A 16071-nucleotide genomic window follows, 5' to 3' on the forward strand; every position below is an offset into this window, starting at 1 on the left:
AAAACAGACGAGAACAAGAATGTCCCTGATCCTGCATTTCCATCCGCTGGCCTCCTTCTGCTGGAAGCCGCTGATCGCGCTCTATGAGAACGCCACGCCTTTTGCCCCGGTCATTGTCGATCTCGGCGACGAGCAATCGCGCGCGGCCTTCCTGGAGATTTCGCCGACAGGCAAGATGCCGGCGCTGCGCGACGACGCGCGCGACCGCACGGTGCTGGAATCGACCATTGTCGTAGAATATCTGGCCGCGCACTATCCGGGACCGGTCGAACTCGTTCCAGCCGACATCGACATCGCGCTGGCGGTCCGCCAGACCGACCGCTTCTATGATTTCTATGTGCAGGAGCCTATGCAGAAGATCGTCGGCGACAGGCTGCGGCGGCAGGGCGAGACCGATCCATTCGGTGTCGAGCAGGCGCGCGGTCAGTTGCGCAATTCCTACGCCATCATCGAAAAGGCGATGCAGGCGAGAGAATGGGCTGTGGGCGATGCCTTCACCATGGCCGATTGCGCGGCGTCTCCGGCGCTCTTCTACGCCAACAAGGTCGAGCCTTTCGGCGACAAGTATCCCGCCGTGAAGCGCTATCACGACCGCCTGCTGCAGCGCGCCGCCTTCACCAGGGTGATCGAGGAGGCGCAGCCCTACTTCAAGCTCTTCCCCTACAACAACGGCTGAGTGCGATGCTACATGATCCCGCCCAGCTTGACCTGATGTTTCAGGCGCTCGCCGATCCGGCGCGGCGGCAGATGGTCGACCGGCTGTCGCGGGGCCCCGCCTCGGTGAGCCAGTTGGCCGAACCGCTGGCGATGTCACTGTCGGCTGTCGTCCAGCACTTGAATTTGCTCGAGGCGAGCGGCCTGGTGCGCACGCAGAAGGTCGGGCGGGTGCGCACCTGCCAGATCGAACCGAAGGCGCTGCGAGCGGCCGAGCACTGGATCAACGAACGGCGTCTCTCATGGGAACGCCGACTGGATCGGCTCGGCGATTTCCTGGCCGAAAGCTGAAGAGGAAAATGTCATGTCGAAGATCGAGGAAGGTTTCATGACTGAACGATCCGTTGTCCATTCCACCTTTGTCGTCGAGCGGAGCTATCCGGTGGCACCGGCGAAAGTCTTCGCCGCGTTCAGCAACCCGGATGCCAAGCGTCGCTGGTTCGTCGATCCCCATGACCCGGCTCCCAGCCGGCACGAGATGGACTTCCGCATCGGCGGCAAGGAGGTCAATGCAGGCTGCCCGAGCGATGGACAGATGCATTTCTTCAACGCGGTCTATCAGGACATCGTGCCCGACCAGCGCATCGTCTACAGCTATGAGCTGCTGTTCGGCGAAACCCGCGTCTCGGTATCGCTGGCGACGATCGAATTTGTGGCGGAAAGCGGCGGCACACGGCTTGTGATGACGGAGCAGGGCGCCTTCTTCGACGGCCACGACACCTCAGCCACGCGCGAGCACGGAACGGGCGAACTGCTCGACGCGCTCGGCGCCTTCGTGAATTCGCAGTCCTGACCGGCACGTCGGGTTCGGCATCGAGAACTGATCAAGCTTTCCAGAATTGATCGAGCCAGATGTTGAGTTTCAGGAAGCCAGCATTGCTCACTGTGTAGACACGCCTTGTGCCTTCAGCCTTGGCGTTGACCAGCCCGGCGTCGAGCAACACTTTCAGATGCTGTGATACGGCCGGGCGGGAGACTGGCAGCCCCGCCGCCAATTCGTTGACGGTCTTCGGACCGCGTCGAAGTTCTTCCAGAAGATGGCGCCGATTGGGGTCGGCGATCGCCATGAAGGCGTCAGAAAACATCATTCCTCATTTGTGAGGCAAAGTTTTTCAAATCTCAACTGTTTGCTTCTGCTTTTCTTCTCGGATCAAGCCGCAATGCTTCGGGGGTCACCGAACGGTCGGCCGGTTGGGTCTTGAAGGCATCGCGATCTCCGATCGGCACCGGAGCGCGACGGCTGATGCGCAGCAGCGTGTAGCCAGCCAGGGATAGATGCGCGAAGGCGGTTGCCAGGAACAGGCCCTCCGGGCGCATCCAGCCCATCAGGGCGGCGGCCAGCAACGGCCCGATCATGGTGCCGAAGCCGTAAAGCAGCAGCAGGCCGCCCGATACCTTGACGAAATCCTCGGAGCGGGCGTGGTCGTTGGCATGCGCCACGGCAATCGAATAGAGCGTGTAGGCGAAAGCGCCGTAGGCGGCGGTCAGCACGATGACGAAGACGGCGGAGCGCGGCTCGAACAGGAAGATGAGAACCGCGACCAGGGCACCGCCAAAGGCAGCACCCGCCAGCACGAAACGCCGGTCGGTCTTGTCGGATAGACGCCCGGCCGGAAGCTGCATGGCGGCACCGGCGACCACCACAAGGCTCATCATCAAAGCGATTTCGGCCGTGGAGATGCCGATGCGGGCACCGTAGACGGCGCCAAGCGTACCCCAGGCGCCATTGGCGATGCCGATCAACAGGCAGGCGATCGCCGACACCGGCGAGTTGGCGTAGAGCCCCTTGACGTCGAGCTTGACGTCCTGAAGCGGCTTCGGATGCGAGGCCGTCGAAACCGCGGTCGGGATCAGCGACAGGCAGAACAGGATACCGGTGATCATGAACAGCGACGCCGATTTCACGTCGCCGCCGGCGACGATCATCTGTCCGCCCATGATCGAGGCGTAGGTGACCATCATATAGAGGCCGAAGACGGTGCCGCGGTTCTCGTTGGTGGCCTTTTCGTTCAGCCAGCTCTCGATGACCATGAAGGCCCCGGCCATGGTGAAACCGGTGAAGGCACGCAGCAGGATCCAGACATATTCGTCGATGATCAGGCCGGTGAGCAGCGCCACGATGGCGCCGGACGCGGCAAAGGCACCGAACGCGCGCACATGTCCGGCGCGGCGCACGAGGCGTGGCGCGAAGAAGCAGCCGGTGACGAAGCCGCCGGCCCAGGCCGTGCCCATCAGCCCGAGCGAAGCGGTCGAGAAGCCTTCCACCTGGCCGCGCAGGGGCAACAGCAGCCCGTGCAGTCCAGATGCGGCCAGAAGAAAGGCGGTGCCGCGAAGCAGGGAAAGGATCGGTCGATAGGCTGCGAGCATTTTTTGATCCGGCTGGACTGGGAGGACGCAGGTTTGAAGACAGTCGCATTCGGGCTTTTCGGCGGCGGACGCTTACCTCGGCGAATTATCCGCGGCGGAACAGTGCCTCGGCAGCCGACTTGGTGTTGTCCTTGGTCTTGAGTTCGGCCTCCAGCCGGGCGATCTCGTCGCGCAGGATGCCGATGCGCTCGGACAGTTCACCGACGGAAAGCAGCGATAGGTCCTGCCCGATCTCGTGCGGGCGCGCCTTCTTCTTGGGTTCGTCGTCGAAGATCGCCATCGTTGCTCCTCCTCCGCCAGACCAGATTGGCCATTTGCCTGATTTGGCAATCAGCATACATAGGGCAGGGGCATCGATGCAAACAGCCGGTGAAAGCCGGCAAGGAAAGACGGGAAACTTCATGGCGAGCGGACAGAATATTCCGGCACGGATGACGGCGATCGCGATCTCGGAGCCGGGCGGTCCCCGGGTGCTGAAGCCGGAAACGCGCGACGTTCCGGTGCCGGGTCCCGGGGAAATCCTGATCAAGGTGCATGCCGCCGGCGTCAACCGGCCCGACGTCCAGCAGCGCAAGGGCGCCTATCCGCCGCCGCCCGGCGCATCGGACCTGCCGGGCCTCGAGGTATCTGGAGAAGTGGCCGCCCTTGGCGACGGGATATCGCGCTGGCGGATCGGCGACCGGGTCTGCGCGCTCACGCCCGGCGGCGGCTATGCCGAATATGTCAGGGTTCATGCGGGCAGCGTTTTGCCGCTGCCGGCAGGCTTCACCCATACGGAGGCGGCGGCGGTGCCGGAAAACTATTTCACCGTATGGCACAATGTGTTCGAGCGCGGCGGACTGAAGAAGGGTGAGACACTGCTCGTCCATGGCGGCTCGTCCGGCATCGGCACCACGGCAATCCAGCTTGCCTCGGCCTTCGGCGCCTATGTCATCACCACCGCCGGATCCAAGGAGAAATGCGACGCCTGTCTGAAGCTCGGCGCCGATCGCGCGATCAACTATCGCGAGCAGGATTTCGTCGCCGCGGTCAAGGAGGCGACCGAAAGCCGGGGCGCCAATGTCATCCTCGACATGGTCGGCGGCGACTATGTCCAGCGAAACTACGAGGCCGCGGCGATCGAGGGCCGCATCGTGCAGATCGCCGTCCAGGCCGGTGCTGTGGCGAGCGCCGACTTTTCCAAGATCATGGTCAAGCGGCTGACCCATACGGGTTCGACGCTCAGGCCGCGTACTGTCGAATTCAAGGCCGCGATCGCGGCGGCGCTGGAGGCGCAGGTGTGGCCCCTGCTGGGCGCGCGCAAGGTCGCTCCGGTCATGGACATGATCTACCCGCTCACCGATGCCTGGCGGGCGCATGAGCGGATGGAGGAGGGCGAGCATATCGGCAAGATCGTGCTCGACGTCGGCTAGACCGCATTCGCGTGTATCTCGACACGTCCGGGCGCACGCCTGCCTACAAGATGAACGGAAGCTTAATGGTGCAATGCAGCATTTGCATCATTGCTATGCAAAATCGGCCGTTCAAGTCCGGATCGATGATCACTATTTGAGCATCATCGAAACGAACCCAATTCAGGAGGACTACCATGAACCCGATCCGCGCATTCCGTAACTGGCGCATGTACAACGAGACCGTTCGCGAACTGAACCGCCTCAACGCGCGTCAGCTCAGCGACCTCGGCATCAACCGCGGTGACATCGAGAGGATCGCCCGTCAGGCGATCTGATTGCAAGCGCGACCCGCCGCAAGGCAGGGTCGCAATGCAGAGCCGCCGCAGACGCCTTGTTCGTCGCCGGTTCCGAACCCGCTGGACCCTGTCCGGCGGGTTTTGTTTTTTTGGCGCAGAATAGCGGCAGAGACAATCGTGCCGCTCCTGTCGCCGGGCGGGCATGGCCAGCGCCATGGTGCCCTCGCCAACGCTGCTTGCCGGCCTGTTCGACCTGACGCCAGCCGAGGCGCGCCTGGCCTCGGCACTTTCGCAGGGGCAAACCCTGATGGAGGCGGCGGCAAGCGCCAACATCACCGTGAAGACCGGACGAACCTATCTCGAACGGATATTAGCCAGGACCGGAACACGCCAACAGAGCCAGCTTGTGGCGCTGCTCAAGGGCACGGGGCCGTTCCGGTAACCGCCGGGTCGCGGTTTCCGGCGGGCTTCTCCAAAAACGTTGCGAAACGGGCAGGGAACGGTTATACAGGCCGCGAATTTCCCATTTTGGTGGCTCTAAACCACCGCCCGCGCGGGAACGCGGGCGAACGAGAAGGATTTTTAAAAATGGCCAATACGCTGCTGATGCCCAAGGCGACCGCCGTCTGGCTGGTCGACAACACCGCGCTTTCCTTCGAGCAGATCGCGCAGTTCTGCGGGCTGCATCCGCTCGAGGTCAAGGCGATCGCCGACGGCGAATCGGCGCAAGGCATCAAGGGCATGGACCCGATCATGACCGGCCAGCTGACCCGAGACGAGATTGCGCGCGCCGAGAAGGACCCGAACCAGCGCCTGAAGCTTTCCGACCCCAAGGTGCGGGTGCCGGAATCCAAGCGCAAGGGGCCGCGTTACACGCCGCTGTCGAAGCGCCAGGACCGGCCGAATGCCATTCTGTGGCTGGTGCGCAACCATCCCGAACTCAAGGACGCGCAGATTTCACGCCTCGTCGGAACCACCAAGTCGACGATCGAGCAGATCCGCGAACGCAAGCACTGGAATTCGGCCAATCTGCAGCCGATGGACCCGGTGACGCTGGGCCTCGCCTCCCAGATCGACCTCGACATGGAAGTCAACCGCGCCTCGCGCGGCCGCGAACAGGCGCAGCCGGTCGGCGACACGCTGCTGCCGGCGGCATTGACCGAGCGGCTGGTGCCGGCGCCGGAGAAGCCGAAGGACGAGGACGCGGAGCTCGATGCCAACGCCGTCTTCGCCAAACTGTCGGCGCTGAAGTCGAAGGATACGGACGACGAGGAATAGACTTTTCGCCAACGCACAAGAAAGCCCGCTTCGAGCGGGCTTTCTTGTGCGGTCTGGCAAATCTCAGCTTCGCGCCGCGCGGTCCGGCGCCATGCCATAGTCCTCGCTGCGCTCCACCGCCCGGTAGAAGTCGGCAAGCTGCTTGCCGCGTTCGGGCTTGAAGATGCGTCCGGCGATGACGACAGAGGCGATGCGGTCGATGCGGAAAGCGCGAAAGTCATCGCGCATCTCGCACCAGGCGACCAGCGTCCAGACCTTGCCCCAGAACCACAGGCCGAGCGGCCTGATATCGCGTGCGGTACCGCGGCCGGCTTCGTCCGAGTAGTCGATGGTCAGTACCTGGCGTTTTTCGACCGCGCGCTCGATCAGGTCGATCGCCTCGCGGGCGGCGTCGCTGACCACCCACATCGGCGTGTGGATCTCGGTGCGGGCGATGCGGTCCTTTTCAGCATCGGGCAACACGGCACCGATCTTGACCAGCGCCTCGTCGGCGGCTCGTGCCATCGCAGCGCCGCCAAAGGCGCGCACCATGCGGGCGCCGGCAACCAGCGCCACGATCTCGTCACGCGTGAACATCAGCGGCGGAAGGTCGAAACCCTCCCTCATCATGTAGCCAACGCCAGCCTCTCCGTCGATCGGCACGCCCGTCGACTGCAGGTCTGCTATGTCGCGATAGATGGTTCGCTCGGAAACCTCGAGCCACGTGCCGAGCTTCTGGGCGGTGACCAGACGGCCACCACGCAGATGCTGCACGATCTGAAAGAGCCTGTCGGCGCGGCGCATCGTTTGCTTCCCCAGTGTCTTTCCTATGCATGCCGTGGCTCCCGGACCGGATCCACTTCCACATGGCATGCATTACGGTTCAGCCCTTCGCGCTTGCGCTGCGCGGCGACAAATTCCGCGCCGAAGGACAATCTACTCGTTGTCGGCGTCTTCGCATCGAGCACGCGCCAGAAGGGTGCGATGTCGCTCAGTGTCATGCCGCGCTCAAGGTCTTCCCTGGCGGCTTCGGCGACCGTGCGCAGATGATAACCTATGGTGACCGGGCATGTCACTTCGGCGCCGTGCTCGATGGCAAGGGCCGTGCGCAGCGCGCGAATGTCCATATGGACGCCTTCGGGAATCGAGCGAATGAAATCGTCGACCTGGCGCGCGGTCGGCACCAACATCGGCTGGCCCTCGATGACATCTCCCATCGTGCGCGGCGTTGGTTTCACGCCGTTGATGCCTGGTGTGCTCAGCCTGTCGTTCCAACTCTTCATCGATCGTCCTTCCGACCGTCGACGCGCAATGTTTCGATCCTGCATCATTGCACGCCCCTCCTGACAGCATGCTGTCAGGAGGCTTCAGCATACTCCTTGGCGAACAACGTCCGCATCTGCGCGAGCTCGCTGCCTTTTTCGGGATAGAGCGTCTGCAGGAAGGCAAGGGCAAAGGTGCCCGGCGCCGAACCCGGCGCGGACACGATTTTGCCGTCAGCCACGGCATGCGGCACGTCCTGATAGTTCAGGTCGCCGGTATAGCCGGCTTCGTGACCGTTAATCCAGTCACGGCCATTGCTGGTGTGCCTTGCCTTCCGAAATATACCGGCGCGGGCGAGCGCCAACGTCCCTGCGCAGATGCCGCCGACCACGCCGTCACGTGCCGCGACGGCGTTCAGCAACTCAGCGACATCCGGCGGTGCCTTGCCCGCCCACTGGTCGGAACCGATGACGGCCACGGCATCCAGATCGGCGTTCTCATCGGCGTCCGCCGAGCGATCCGGCGTCAGCCGAAAACCGCTGATTCCGGTTACTGGCTGGCGCCCGGGCGTCAGCGAGACGGCGCGAGCACCGAACCATTCGACCGCCGAGGCTGCCAGCAGCCCATATTCCCAGTCGGCAAAACCCTCGATAAAAAGGAAGCCGATTGTCTTCTGATCGGGCATGAGTTCGCTCCATCCCTCGCGCGCCGGACATAGTATCTGGGCGCTGACGGGTCAGCATCCAACCGCCGCGTTGAAAATTCTGCCTCAATTGCCGTGATGGCGACGCTCGGCATACATGTCGGGCCAGCCGATATCCTTGCGAATGTCGGCGGGCAGCGTGTTCATAAACCGCTGGGTCCGGATCTCGTTGCGCATCGTGCGGATCTTGCCGACATAGTGCTGCATGCCGCGCAGAATGGTAAAACCGTTCATGACCAATCTCCTCTCTCTAACTGGAGACAGTATCGCACACCCCTCCTGACAGCAGTCTGTCAGGAGGAAGTCAGGTCCTGCAACGACCGTTCCGTTCTTGCCGTGACAGGTCATGCAGGCATGGATTGTTCACCAATCGAAGGCTAATCGAATGTATATTGTTCATCGTTTGGAGACGGACTGTTAGGATACGCGGCCTTCAGCGAGGTGACCGGAGTTCTGATATGAAAGGAGAAAAATTCTTCCCCAAAAATAGGGAGACGACCATGGACTTGCAACTGACAGGAATTCACCATCTGACCGCCATCACCGCCAATGCGCCGGGCAATCTTCACTTCTACACGAAGGTGTTGGGTCTACGGCTGGTCAAGAAGACGGTGAACCAGGACGACACTTCGGCCTATCATCTGTTTTATGCCGACGGCGAGGCAACGCCGGGTACCGACCTCACCTTCTTCGACTGGCCGGTCGGCCGCGAACGGCGCGGCACGCACAGCATCGCGCGGACCAGCCTCAGGGTTGGCAGTCATGAGAGCCTTGCCTGGTGGAAGCAGCACCTTGCCAGCGAAGGCATCGTGACGGGAGAGATTGCCGACATCGGCGGCTACTCGTCGCTGGATTTCGAGGACCCCGAAGGCCAGCGCCTGCGGCTCGTCAGCGATGGCGGCGAGGGTGGCAGCCATCCCTGGGCGCAAAGCCCGGTGTCGGCCGAGCATCAGATCCGCGGACTCGGGCCAATCGCCATCAGCGTTCCCGACATCACCAATACCGAGGCGGTGCTGACCAAGGTGATGAACATGCGCAAGGTTCGTGACTATGCCTCGCCCGATGGCGAGGGTCAGGTCCACGTCTTCGAAATGGGCGCGGGCGGGCCGGCGGCGGAGCTTCATGTGGCCGTGCAGCCGGGGCTGGCACCTGCAAGGCAAGGCGCCGGTGCGGCTCATCATGTGGCGTTCAGGGCGCCAGAGCAGGAGACGTTGCATCAATGGACGGCGCGCCTGGCTGAATTCCGGCTGCCGTCGAGCGGCGAGGTCGAGCGCTATTATTTCCGCTCGCTCTATTTCCGCGAGCCGAACGGCATCCTGTTCGAGATCGCCACCGACGGGCCGGGGTTCACCGCCGACGAGCCGCTGGAGACGCTCGGCGAAAGCCTTGCCCTGCCGCCGTTCCTGGAGGCCAAACGCGCTTCGATCGAGGCTGGCCTCAAGCCGCTGAAGTAGATCGCTGCGCCGTCAAGGCGGGTGCTGCGTTCCGGTTCGGGATCGCGGCGCCTTTTCTTTGTCGGGGAGCGAACGAACCGCTTTGACAGGGGACGGCGTTGCTGGTCAAAGGCGGCATGACGAAACTCCTCGCCCTTGTCATCGTCGGGTTCATGGTGATCCAGCTCATCAAGCCGCTCGGCTGGCCGGGACTCAGGCGTCGCGCCGATTTCTGGAAAATGGCATTGCTCGCCATGGCGGCAATCTCGCTGGCGGCCGTGCTCGGGCATTTGACATAGGCCCTCGCGACATTTGCGGCCGGCTTCAGTCTCCAAGCACAGGGCCGACGAGATGTTCCGCCCAGGCCCGGTAGCCGGCTTCCGAGGCATGAAATCCGTCGGAGGCAAAACCGGCCTCGGGGTTGGTGATCGGCAGGCGCGGCGCCGGCATAGCGCCGCGTTCCAGGCAGAGGCGTTCGCCCATCCGGTTCATCGCGGTGGCGCGGATTTCGAGGATCTCGCCGAGCAGCGACGGCATGGCCGGCGCACGCGTGAACTCCAGCACCGGCGACCATACCACGCGCGCCTCCGGCCATTTGGCGCGCAGCGCATAGAGCAGGCCGCCGAACTCCTTCTTGAAGCGCGGCACGGAATGAAAGTTCTTGGTGTCGTTGGTGCCGATGGCGAGCACGATATGCGTCCACGCATCGGCCGACAGGTTGGGCAGGACATGGTCGCGGATCTGGCCAGACGTCGCCGAATTGAAGCCGGCGGCACGCCAGCGCACAGCACTGCCGGTGCGCTGCGCAATCAGGACGGCGAGCTGCGCGGCTAGACCGTTTTCGGAGTTGCCGATGCCGACCGACGCGGCCGAGGAATCGCCCAGCACCAGCAACGAGATCGCCGGCTCGTTGCCGGCGAGATCGTGCATGACCGGTCCCTGCGCCGGCAGCATGCGCGAGGTGCGGCGGCGCACGCCCAACCCCTGCCAGACATAGATAGGGAAGGCGAGCCAGGTGAGGATGGTCGGGAAACGCATGGCAATACCGTGCAACAAACTGTGGCAGCCTTAGCGCATGTTTTGGCCGGCGTGAACGGACCCCGCTTGAAAACCGCTACGCATTTTTCCGGGAATTGCTCTCGGGCCAGGCGTCGTCCTGCCGCGACCTGTTTCCATAGTCGTCGTGCAACCGCACCCAGTCCATCGAAGTCCCGTAAGGGCCGGTCTCGCCACGGCCTTTCGGCGCCATGTCGAGATATTGATAGGCGCCGATGAACTGCTCGCTGCCACGGGCGCGCGACATGAAGGTCAGAAAGATGTCGCCGGCTTCCTCACGGTAGAAGACGGTGGTGCCGGGCAGGTCCTTCGACGTCGACACGGGTGTTTCGAAATTGTAGACGGCTTCGCCGGAGGCGATCTGCCTGTCGGTGAAGGACACCTGCATGTCGAAGTTGAAGTCCGAGGCGTAGGAGGACACCCAGTCGAATTTCCAGCCCATGCGCTGCTTGTAAGGCAGCAACTCGGCGAGCGGCGCGCGCGCGATCACGACAAGCGACACGTCATGATGCCTGAGATGCTGGTTGGCTCCGTCGATATGATCGGCGACGAAGGCACAGCTCTCGCAGTGATGCGTCGAGCCTGGCGCGAACACGAAATGATAGACGATCAATTGGCTGCGGCCGGCGAAGAGATCGGCCAGTTTCTTCGGTCCCTGTTCCGTCTCGAAGACATAATCCTTCCGCACCTTCAGCCAGGGTAGCTGCCGCCGCTCGGCCGCAACGCGCTCGCGTAACCGGGTCAGTTCCTTTTCGCGTGCCAGGTGTGCCTTGTGCGCCTCGAACCAATCTTCGCGCGAAACGACCTTGTTGCGATGCATGTGTCTCTCCCTGTCTGTCATCCCAAGGACGTTCGGGACGAGCGGGATCCGACATCGCGGCCGGAAGCGCCGGAGAGGACATAAGGACGGTTGAGCTCGACCCCAAGCTCTGGCCCAATTCTTGGTGCCGCAAACAAAACCCGGGCACATGGCCCGGGTTCGGATGCGAACAGAGAAGCTATGTCAGGCGGCGTTTTCCAATGCCGGCTGCCATTTCCCAAGTGCCGCCAGATGGTTCATGTGGGCGCGGTGGGTGAAGGCGGCCTGGCCGGCGGCGACGTTCGAGGCCTTGCCGCTCCAGGCCCTCTGCGGCGCGGCCTGCAGCGCGCGGCCATAAGAGAAGGTCAGCTTCCACGGATGCGGGCCGATGGCGTTGATGGCATTGAGGTTGGCGGTCGCCTCCTCGTCCTCCTGGCCGCCGGAGAGGAAGGCGATGCCCGGCACCGCTGCCGGCACCGTCTCGCGGAACAGCTTTATCGTCTTCTCGGCGACTTCTTCCGGGCTGTCCACCGTTCCAGACTTCTTGCCCGACAGGACCATGTTGGGCTTCAGGATCGTGCCTTCGAGCACGACGCGCGCCGCGTAGAGTTCGTCGTAGAGCCTTGTCAGCGTCGCCTTGGAAACCTCGTAGCAGGTGCCGACATCGTGGGCGCCGTCCATCAGCACCTCGGGCTCGACGATCGGCACGATGCCGGCTTCCTGGCAAAGGGCGGCATAGCGGGCGAGTGCATGTGTGTTCGCGCCGATCGAAGTGGCCGAGGGCACGCCCCTGGTCTTGTCGATGTCGATCACGGCGCGCCATTTGGCGAAGCGGGCGCCGAGCTTGTAATAGTCGGCAAGCCGTTCGCGCAGGCCGTCGAGGCCCTCGGTGATGGTGTCGCCGGGAAAGCCGGCCAGCGGCTTGGCGCCGGCATCGACCTTGATGCCGGGAATGGCGCCTGATGCCTTGATGATGTCGACCAGAGGCGTTCCGTCGGCGGCTTTCTGGCGGATGGTCTCGTCATAGAGGATGACGCCGGAAATGTATTTGGTCATCGCGTCCTTGGCGCGGAACATCATCTCGCGATAGTCGCGGCGGCTGTCGGCGGTCGATTCGACGCCGATGACGTCGAAGCGCTTCTTGATGGTGCCGGAGCTTTCATCGGCGGCCAAAAGGCCCTTGCCATTCGCCACGATCGCGGCGGCAATATCTTCGAGACGTTCGCTCATGGTTGCTCTCCTTGACGGTGTCGTTTCGCGTTTAACGGAAGTCTACCGCCAAAGGAATGACGCCGGAAAGCTCGAATCGATTGAAAGTGACCGGCGCTGCCGCCGGCCCCTCGAGTTGATCGGATTGTCGGCGAGCCGCCGAACGCCTCAGCGCTTCAGCACGTCGACGCCAGGCAGCGGCTTGCCTTCCATCCATTCCAGGAACGCACCCCCAGCGGTCGAGACATAGGTGAAATCGTCCGCGACACCGGCGTGGTTGAGCGCTGCAACCGTATCGCCGCCGCCAGCGACCGAAACCAGCTTGCCGGCTTTTGTGCGCGCGGCCGCGTGCCTGGCCGCCGCCACCGTGGCGTGATCGAACGGCTCGATTTCGAAGGCGCCGAGCGGACCGTTCCAAACCAGCGTCGCGGCGCGGTCAATCCATTCGCCGATTGTCGTCACGGTCCTGGCCCCGACATCGAGGATCATGCCATCGGCCGGTACGTCGGAGATGGCGACGGTCTCGCAGGCCGCACCCGCCTTGAATTCCTTGGCGACGACGCCGTCGACCGGCAAGATGATGGCGCAGCCGGCCTCGGCCGCCTCGATCATGATCTGCTTGGCGGTCGGGGCCAGGTCATGCTCGCACAGCGACTTGCCGACATCGGTGCCGCGCGCGGCGAGGAAGGTGTTGGCCATACCGCCACCGATGACCAGGGCGTCGACTTTCTTCACCAGGTTCATCAATAGGTCGATCTTGGTCGAGACCTTGGCGCCGCCGACGATGGCGACGACCGGACGGACCGGATTGCCCAGTCCTTTCTCGAGCGCCTCAAGCTCGGCCTGCATGGTGCGGCCGGCAAAGGACGGCAACAGGCGCGCCAACCCTTCCGTCGAGGCATGGGCGCGGTGGGCCGCGGAAAAGGCGTCGTTGACGAAGATGTCGCCATTGGCGGCGAGCCGTTCGGTGAAGGCGGGATCGTTCTTCTCCTCGGCCTTGTAGAAGCGGGTGTTTTCCAGGAGCAGCACGTCGCCCTTGTCCATGGCGGCGACAGCGCTGCCCGCCGTGTCACCGACGCAATCGCTGGCGAAGCCGACAGGGCGGCCGAGCACCTCAGCGGTCGCCCTGGCGATAGGCCCCAGCGAAAATTCCGGCGAGGGGCCATCCTTGGGTCGGCCGAAATGGGCCAGCAGGATAACCTTGGCGCCCTTGCCGGACAATTCGGCGATGGTCGGCGCGATGCGCTCGATGCGGGTGGCGTCGGTGACCTTGCCATCGGCGACGGGAACGTTGAGGTCGACCCGCACCAGCACGCGCTTGCCGCTGATGTTGCCGATATCGTCCAGTGTCTTGAAAGCAGCCATGCCGGGTCCCTTTCGTCTGAAAATCGCCGGGACCATACCCCGCATCGGCGGCGATGCAAGGCTTTGGCCGGGGTTGGCTGCGAAATTTTGAGACGGGCGGAAACATAGTCCGTGAAGGCGCCCGGAGTATGTCTGGGGCGATGCAAGCAATCGCCTGTGTCAGCTTTCGGCCGATGCCTTCTCGACCGGAGGCTCAGGGGCGTCATCCGCCTGTGCCGTGACCTGCGCCTCGGCCGGCTTGCGCCACTTGCGGATAAAGGCACCGAGACGGTCACCCATCTCGCCTGCGCTCAGGAAGACAGGCACCCGCGCCACCGGTGCCGTCGGCTCGAAGGAGAGGCCGAGACCTGTGATCCTGCCCTTGTCGTCGACATCCCTGACGATCAGCTCGATCGGACCGAGCAGAATCCGGTCGGCATATTCGGCATGGCCGCCGAGCCGCGCCGTGACCAGCGCGCCGACTGTTTGCTTCTGCTCGGCCTCGGTGAGACCCGGCGCATAGGCGGCTTCCAATTCGGCGGCGGAGCGTTCGGGCTCGACGGCGAAGGCGCCGAAGAAATCGGCATCCTCCGGATCGACCACGGCGCGGCTGGCGAACAGCTTGTCGAGCAGGCGCGGATAGCGGTCGGGCACGAAGATGTAGACCTGATCGCCGGCCGCGAGCCGGCCCATGTCCTGGAAACGCATCGAGCGGCCGTCACGCAGCACCAGCGAGGGCCGCGCCCAGCGCGGGATGCGCTCGCCGCGCGCCACCGGACTGCCCGGCGCCACACGATAGGCAAGGAGTTCGTGATGCGCGGAGCCAGGCAGTTCCAGCTCGACCTTATCCAGGGGTCCGAGCCGCGCCGGCACGATGAGGCCGAGGCGCCGCGCCAGCGGGCCGACGGTCCAGCCTTGAATGACCAGCGACACCAGAACGATGATGAAGGCGGCGTTGAAGATAGTGCGGCCGTTCTCCAGCCCCCCGAGCAGCGGTGTGATGGCGAGCAGGATCGATACGGCGCCGCGCAGGCCGACCCAGGAGACGAAGGCGACTTCGGGACGCGGCAGGCGGAACGGCATCAGGCAGAGCCATACGGCGACAGGTCTGGCAACGAACATCAGGAACAGGCCCAGGGCTACCGCAGGCACCATGATCGCCGGAAATTGCGAGGGCGTCGCGAACAGGCCGAGGATGAGGAACATGATGATCTGCGCCAGCCATGACATGCCGTCCTGGAAGCGCTTCAGAATGGTGACGGCGCGGATGTCGGAATTGCCTGCGATGAGCCCGGCGATATAGACGGCCAGGAAGCCCGAGCCGCCGATGGCGCCAGCGGCGGCGAAGACCATCAGCGACAGGGTCAGCACGAAGATCGGCAGCAAGCCGTGGTCGAGGTTGAGCCGATCGACGAGGCGCACGATGGCGAGGCCGCCAAGCACGCCGACAATGGCGCCGAGGCCCATGTTGATGAGGAAGCCGAGGATCAGATTGGTGACCAGGACATTGGCTTCAGGATTGGCATGGGCGGCGATGACCTCGACCAGCGTGATGGTCAGGAAGATGGCGATCGGATCGTTGGTGCCCGATTCCACTTCGAGAGTGGAGCGCACGCGCTCGCGCAGATTGATCTCGCCGGCACGCAGCAGGAAGAACACCGCGGCCGCATCGGTCGAGGCGACGGCGGCGCCGAGCAGGAAGGATTCCAGCCAGCTGAGGTCGAGCAGATAATAGGCGGCGGCGCCGAACAGGCCGGTGGTGAGCAGCACGCCGAGGGTCGCCAGCGACAGGGCTGGTCCTGCCGCCTGCCGCAAGGCGTTGAGCGGCGTGCCGAAACCGGAATCAAACAGAATGATGGCGAGCGCCAGTGAGCCGGCGAAATAAGCGATACGTGCGTTGTCGAACTGGATGCCGAGGCCGTCGGTGCCGGTGGCGAGCCCGATGCACAGAAACAGGAGCAGGAGCGGGGCGCCGAAGCGAAAGGCGATCAGGCTCGAAAACGCGGCGGCGACAATGAGCGCCGTGCCGACCAGCGTAACGAGATAGATCGCATGCTCCATCCGTGATTTGCCCCTCGAATTCCTCTGCCTCCTGGCTTTACGGGAGAGTGGGGCGAAGGCGTGACCAGTGCAAGGCAGGAGGGTGGTTTTTTGCCCCGCGCCGCCGATTTTCGTGTTGCTGCTCCGGCAAACAAAAACCCGCCTTCGATGAACTGACCCCCGAAAGTTGGACACA

21 protein-coding genes are annotated in these 16071 nt (G+C 63.7%); 9 read left to right on the forward strand and 12 right to left on the reverse strand.

Translation table 11 applies throughout. The features are described 5' to 3' along the window. The first annotated feature begins 19 nt into the window (after positions 1-19). Genes C7I87_RS30230 through C7I87_RS30240 form a run of 3 tightly spaced genes read left to right on the forward strand, consistent with a single transcriptional unit; the run spans position 20 to position 1507 of the window. Entirely contained in the window at positions 20-676 is a 657-nt protein-coding gene (locus C7I87_RS30230) for a glutathione S-transferase family protein (RefSeq protein ID WP_149907639.1), read from the forward strand. A 5-nt stretch (positions 677-681) separates the two neighbouring features. Continuing rightward, positions 682-1005 (forward strand): ArsR/SmtB family transcription factor, encoded by a 324-nt coding sequence (locus tag C7I87_RS30235; RefSeq protein ID WP_149907640.1) that lies wholly within the window; start codon positions 682-684, stop codon positions 1003-1005. Between the two features lie 13 nt (positions 1006-1018). Further along, positions 1019-1507 carry an SRPBCC family protein gene (locus C7I87_RS30240; RefSeq protein ID WP_246696456.1) on the forward strand — a complete coding sequence of 163 codons (489 nt, stop codon included), beginning with the start codon at positions 1019-1021 and terminating at the stop codon, positions 1505-1507. Between the two features lie 31 nt (positions 1508-1538). On the opposite strand, the gene C7I87_RS30245 is transcribed toward C7I87_RS30240, so the two are convergent. The 3 genes from C7I87_RS30245 to C7I87_RS30255 all read right to left on the reverse strand — a co-directional run bounded on the left by C7I87_RS30245 (position 1539) and on the right by C7I87_RS30255 (position 3361). Beyond that, on the reverse strand, positions 1539-1802 hold the full coding sequence (locus C7I87_RS30245; RefSeq protein ID WP_149907641.1) for an ArsR/SmtB family transcription factor: 264 nt from the start codon (positions 1800-1802) through the stop codon (positions 1539-1541). A gap of 31 nt (positions 1803-1833) precedes the next feature. Then, positions 1834-3081: an MFS transporter gene (locus C7I87_RS30250; RefSeq protein WP_149907642.1), complete on the reverse strand. Its 1248-nt coding sequence runs from the start codon at positions 3079-3081 to the stop codon at positions 1834-1836. 85 nt (positions 3082-3166) lie between these two features. Beyond that, positions 3167-3361: a DUF1192 domain-containing protein gene (locus C7I87_RS30255; RefSeq protein WP_027141877.1), complete on the reverse strand. Its 195-nt coding sequence runs from the start codon at positions 3359-3361 to the stop codon at positions 3167-3169. Between the two features lie 121 nt (positions 3362-3482). Between C7I87_RS30255 and C7I87_RS30260 the strand changes: the two genes are divergently transcribed. The 4 genes from C7I87_RS30260 to C7I87_RS30275 all read left to right on the forward strand — a co-directional run bounded on the left by C7I87_RS30260 (position 3483) and on the right by C7I87_RS30275 (position 6049). Then, on the forward strand, positions 3483-4493 hold the full coding sequence (locus tag C7I87_RS30260; RefSeq protein ID WP_149907643.1) for an NAD(P)H-quinone oxidoreductase: 1011 nt from the start codon (positions 3483-3485) through the stop codon (positions 4491-4493). 176 nt (positions 4494-4669) lie between these two features. Further along, entirely contained in the window at positions 4670-4810 is a 141-nt protein-coding gene (locus C7I87_RS30265; RefSeq protein WP_013892619.1) for a DUF1127 domain-containing protein, read from the forward strand. Positions 4811-4985: 175 nt separating this feature from the next. Then, positions 4986-5213 carry a helix-turn-helix transcriptional regulator gene (locus tag C7I87_RS30270; protein WP_246696457.1) on the forward strand — a complete coding sequence of 76 codons (228 nt, stop codon included), beginning with the start codon at positions 4986-4988 and terminating at the stop codon, positions 5211-5213. 146 nt (positions 5214-5359) lie between these two features. Next, complete coding sequence (locus C7I87_RS30275; RefSeq protein ID WP_149907644.1) at positions 5360-6049, forward strand: DUF1013 domain-containing protein; 690 nt, start codon at positions 5360-5362, stop codon at positions 6047-6049. Positions 6050-6112: 63 nt separating this feature from the next. Here the strand turns inward: C7I87_RS30275 and C7I87_RS30280 are convergent, their stop codons facing one another. From C7I87_RS30280 to C7I87_RS30295, 4 genes are all read right to left on the reverse strand, one after another. Beyond that, positions 6113-6832, reverse strand: a complete 720-nt coding sequence (locus C7I87_RS30280) for a helix-turn-helix transcriptional regulator (RefSeq protein ID WP_013529238.1) — start codon at positions 6830-6832, stop codon at positions 6113-6115. Between the two features lie 23 nt (positions 6833-6855). Next, a complete protein-coding gene (locus C7I87_RS30285; RefSeq protein ID WP_149907645.1) occupies positions 6856-7311 on the reverse strand; it encodes a hypothetical protein in 456 nt (151 codons plus the stop codon). 74 nt (positions 7312-7385) lie between these two features. Further along, a complete protein-coding gene (locus C7I87_RS30290) occupies positions 7386-7976 on the reverse strand; it encodes a DJ-1/PfpI family protein (RefSeq protein ID WP_149907646.1) in 591 nt (196 codons plus the stop codon). Between the two features lie 84 nt (positions 7977-8060). Then, complete coding sequence (locus C7I87_RS30295; RefSeq protein ID WP_135882141.1) at positions 8061-8228, reverse strand: hypothetical protein; 168 nt, start codon at positions 8226-8228, stop codon at positions 8061-8063. 266 nt (positions 8229-8494) lie between these two features. On the opposite strand from C7I87_RS30295, the gene C7I87_RS30300 reads away from it, so the two are divergent. Both C7I87_RS30300 and C7I87_RS30305 read left to right on the forward strand, forming a co-directional pair. Then, the gene (locus C7I87_RS30300) at positions 8495-9448 is read left to right on the forward strand and encodes a ring-cleaving dioxygenase (protein ID WP_149907647.1); all 954 of its coding nucleotides are present in this window, start codon (positions 8495-8497) and stop codon (positions 9446-9448) included. 98 nt (positions 9449-9546) lie between these two features. Continuing rightward, positions 9547-9726, forward strand: a complete 180-nt coding sequence (locus C7I87_RS30305) for a hypothetical protein (RefSeq protein WP_188394056.1) — start codon at positions 9547-9549, stop codon at positions 9724-9726. Positions 9727-9751: 25 nt separating this feature from the next. Here the strand turns inward: C7I87_RS30305 and C7I87_RS30310 are convergent, their stop codons facing one another. From C7I87_RS30310 to C7I87_RS30330, 5 genes are all read right to left on the reverse strand, one after another. Beyond that, positions 9752-10465, reverse strand: coding sequence for an SGNH/GDSL hydrolase family protein (locus C7I87_RS30310; RefSeq protein ID WP_149907648.1), 714 nt, complete (start codon positions 10463-10465; stop codon positions 9752-9754). A 76-nt stretch (positions 10466-10541) separates the two neighbouring features. After that, entirely contained in the window at positions 10542-11303 is a 762-nt protein-coding gene (locus C7I87_RS30315; protein WP_149907649.1) for a DUF899 domain-containing protein, read from the reverse strand. Between the two features lie 183 nt (positions 11304-11486). Then, positions 11487-12512, reverse strand: coding sequence for a class I fructose-bisphosphate aldolase (locus tag C7I87_RS30320; protein ID WP_149907650.1), 1026 nt, complete (start codon positions 12510-12512; stop codon positions 11487-11489). A gap of 147 nt (positions 12513-12659) precedes the next feature. After that, positions 12660-13856 (reverse strand): phosphoglycerate kinase, encoded by a 1197-nt coding sequence (gene pgk, locus C7I87_RS30325; protein ID WP_149907651.1) that lies wholly within the window; start codon positions 13854-13856, stop codon positions 12660-12662. Between the two features lie 159 nt (positions 13857-14015). Continuing rightward, on the reverse strand, positions 14016-15896 hold the full coding sequence (locus C7I87_RS30330; RefSeq protein WP_149907652.1) for a potassium/proton antiporter: 1881 nt from the start codon (positions 15894-15896) through the stop codon (positions 14016-14018). Between the last annotated feature and the right edge of the window lie 175 nt (positions 15897-16071).

The organism is Mesorhizobium sp. SARCC-RB16n (assembly GCF_008520305.1).
Lineage (GTDB): Bacteria > Pseudomonadota > Alphaproteobacteria > Rhizobiales > Rhizobiaceae > Mesorhizobium.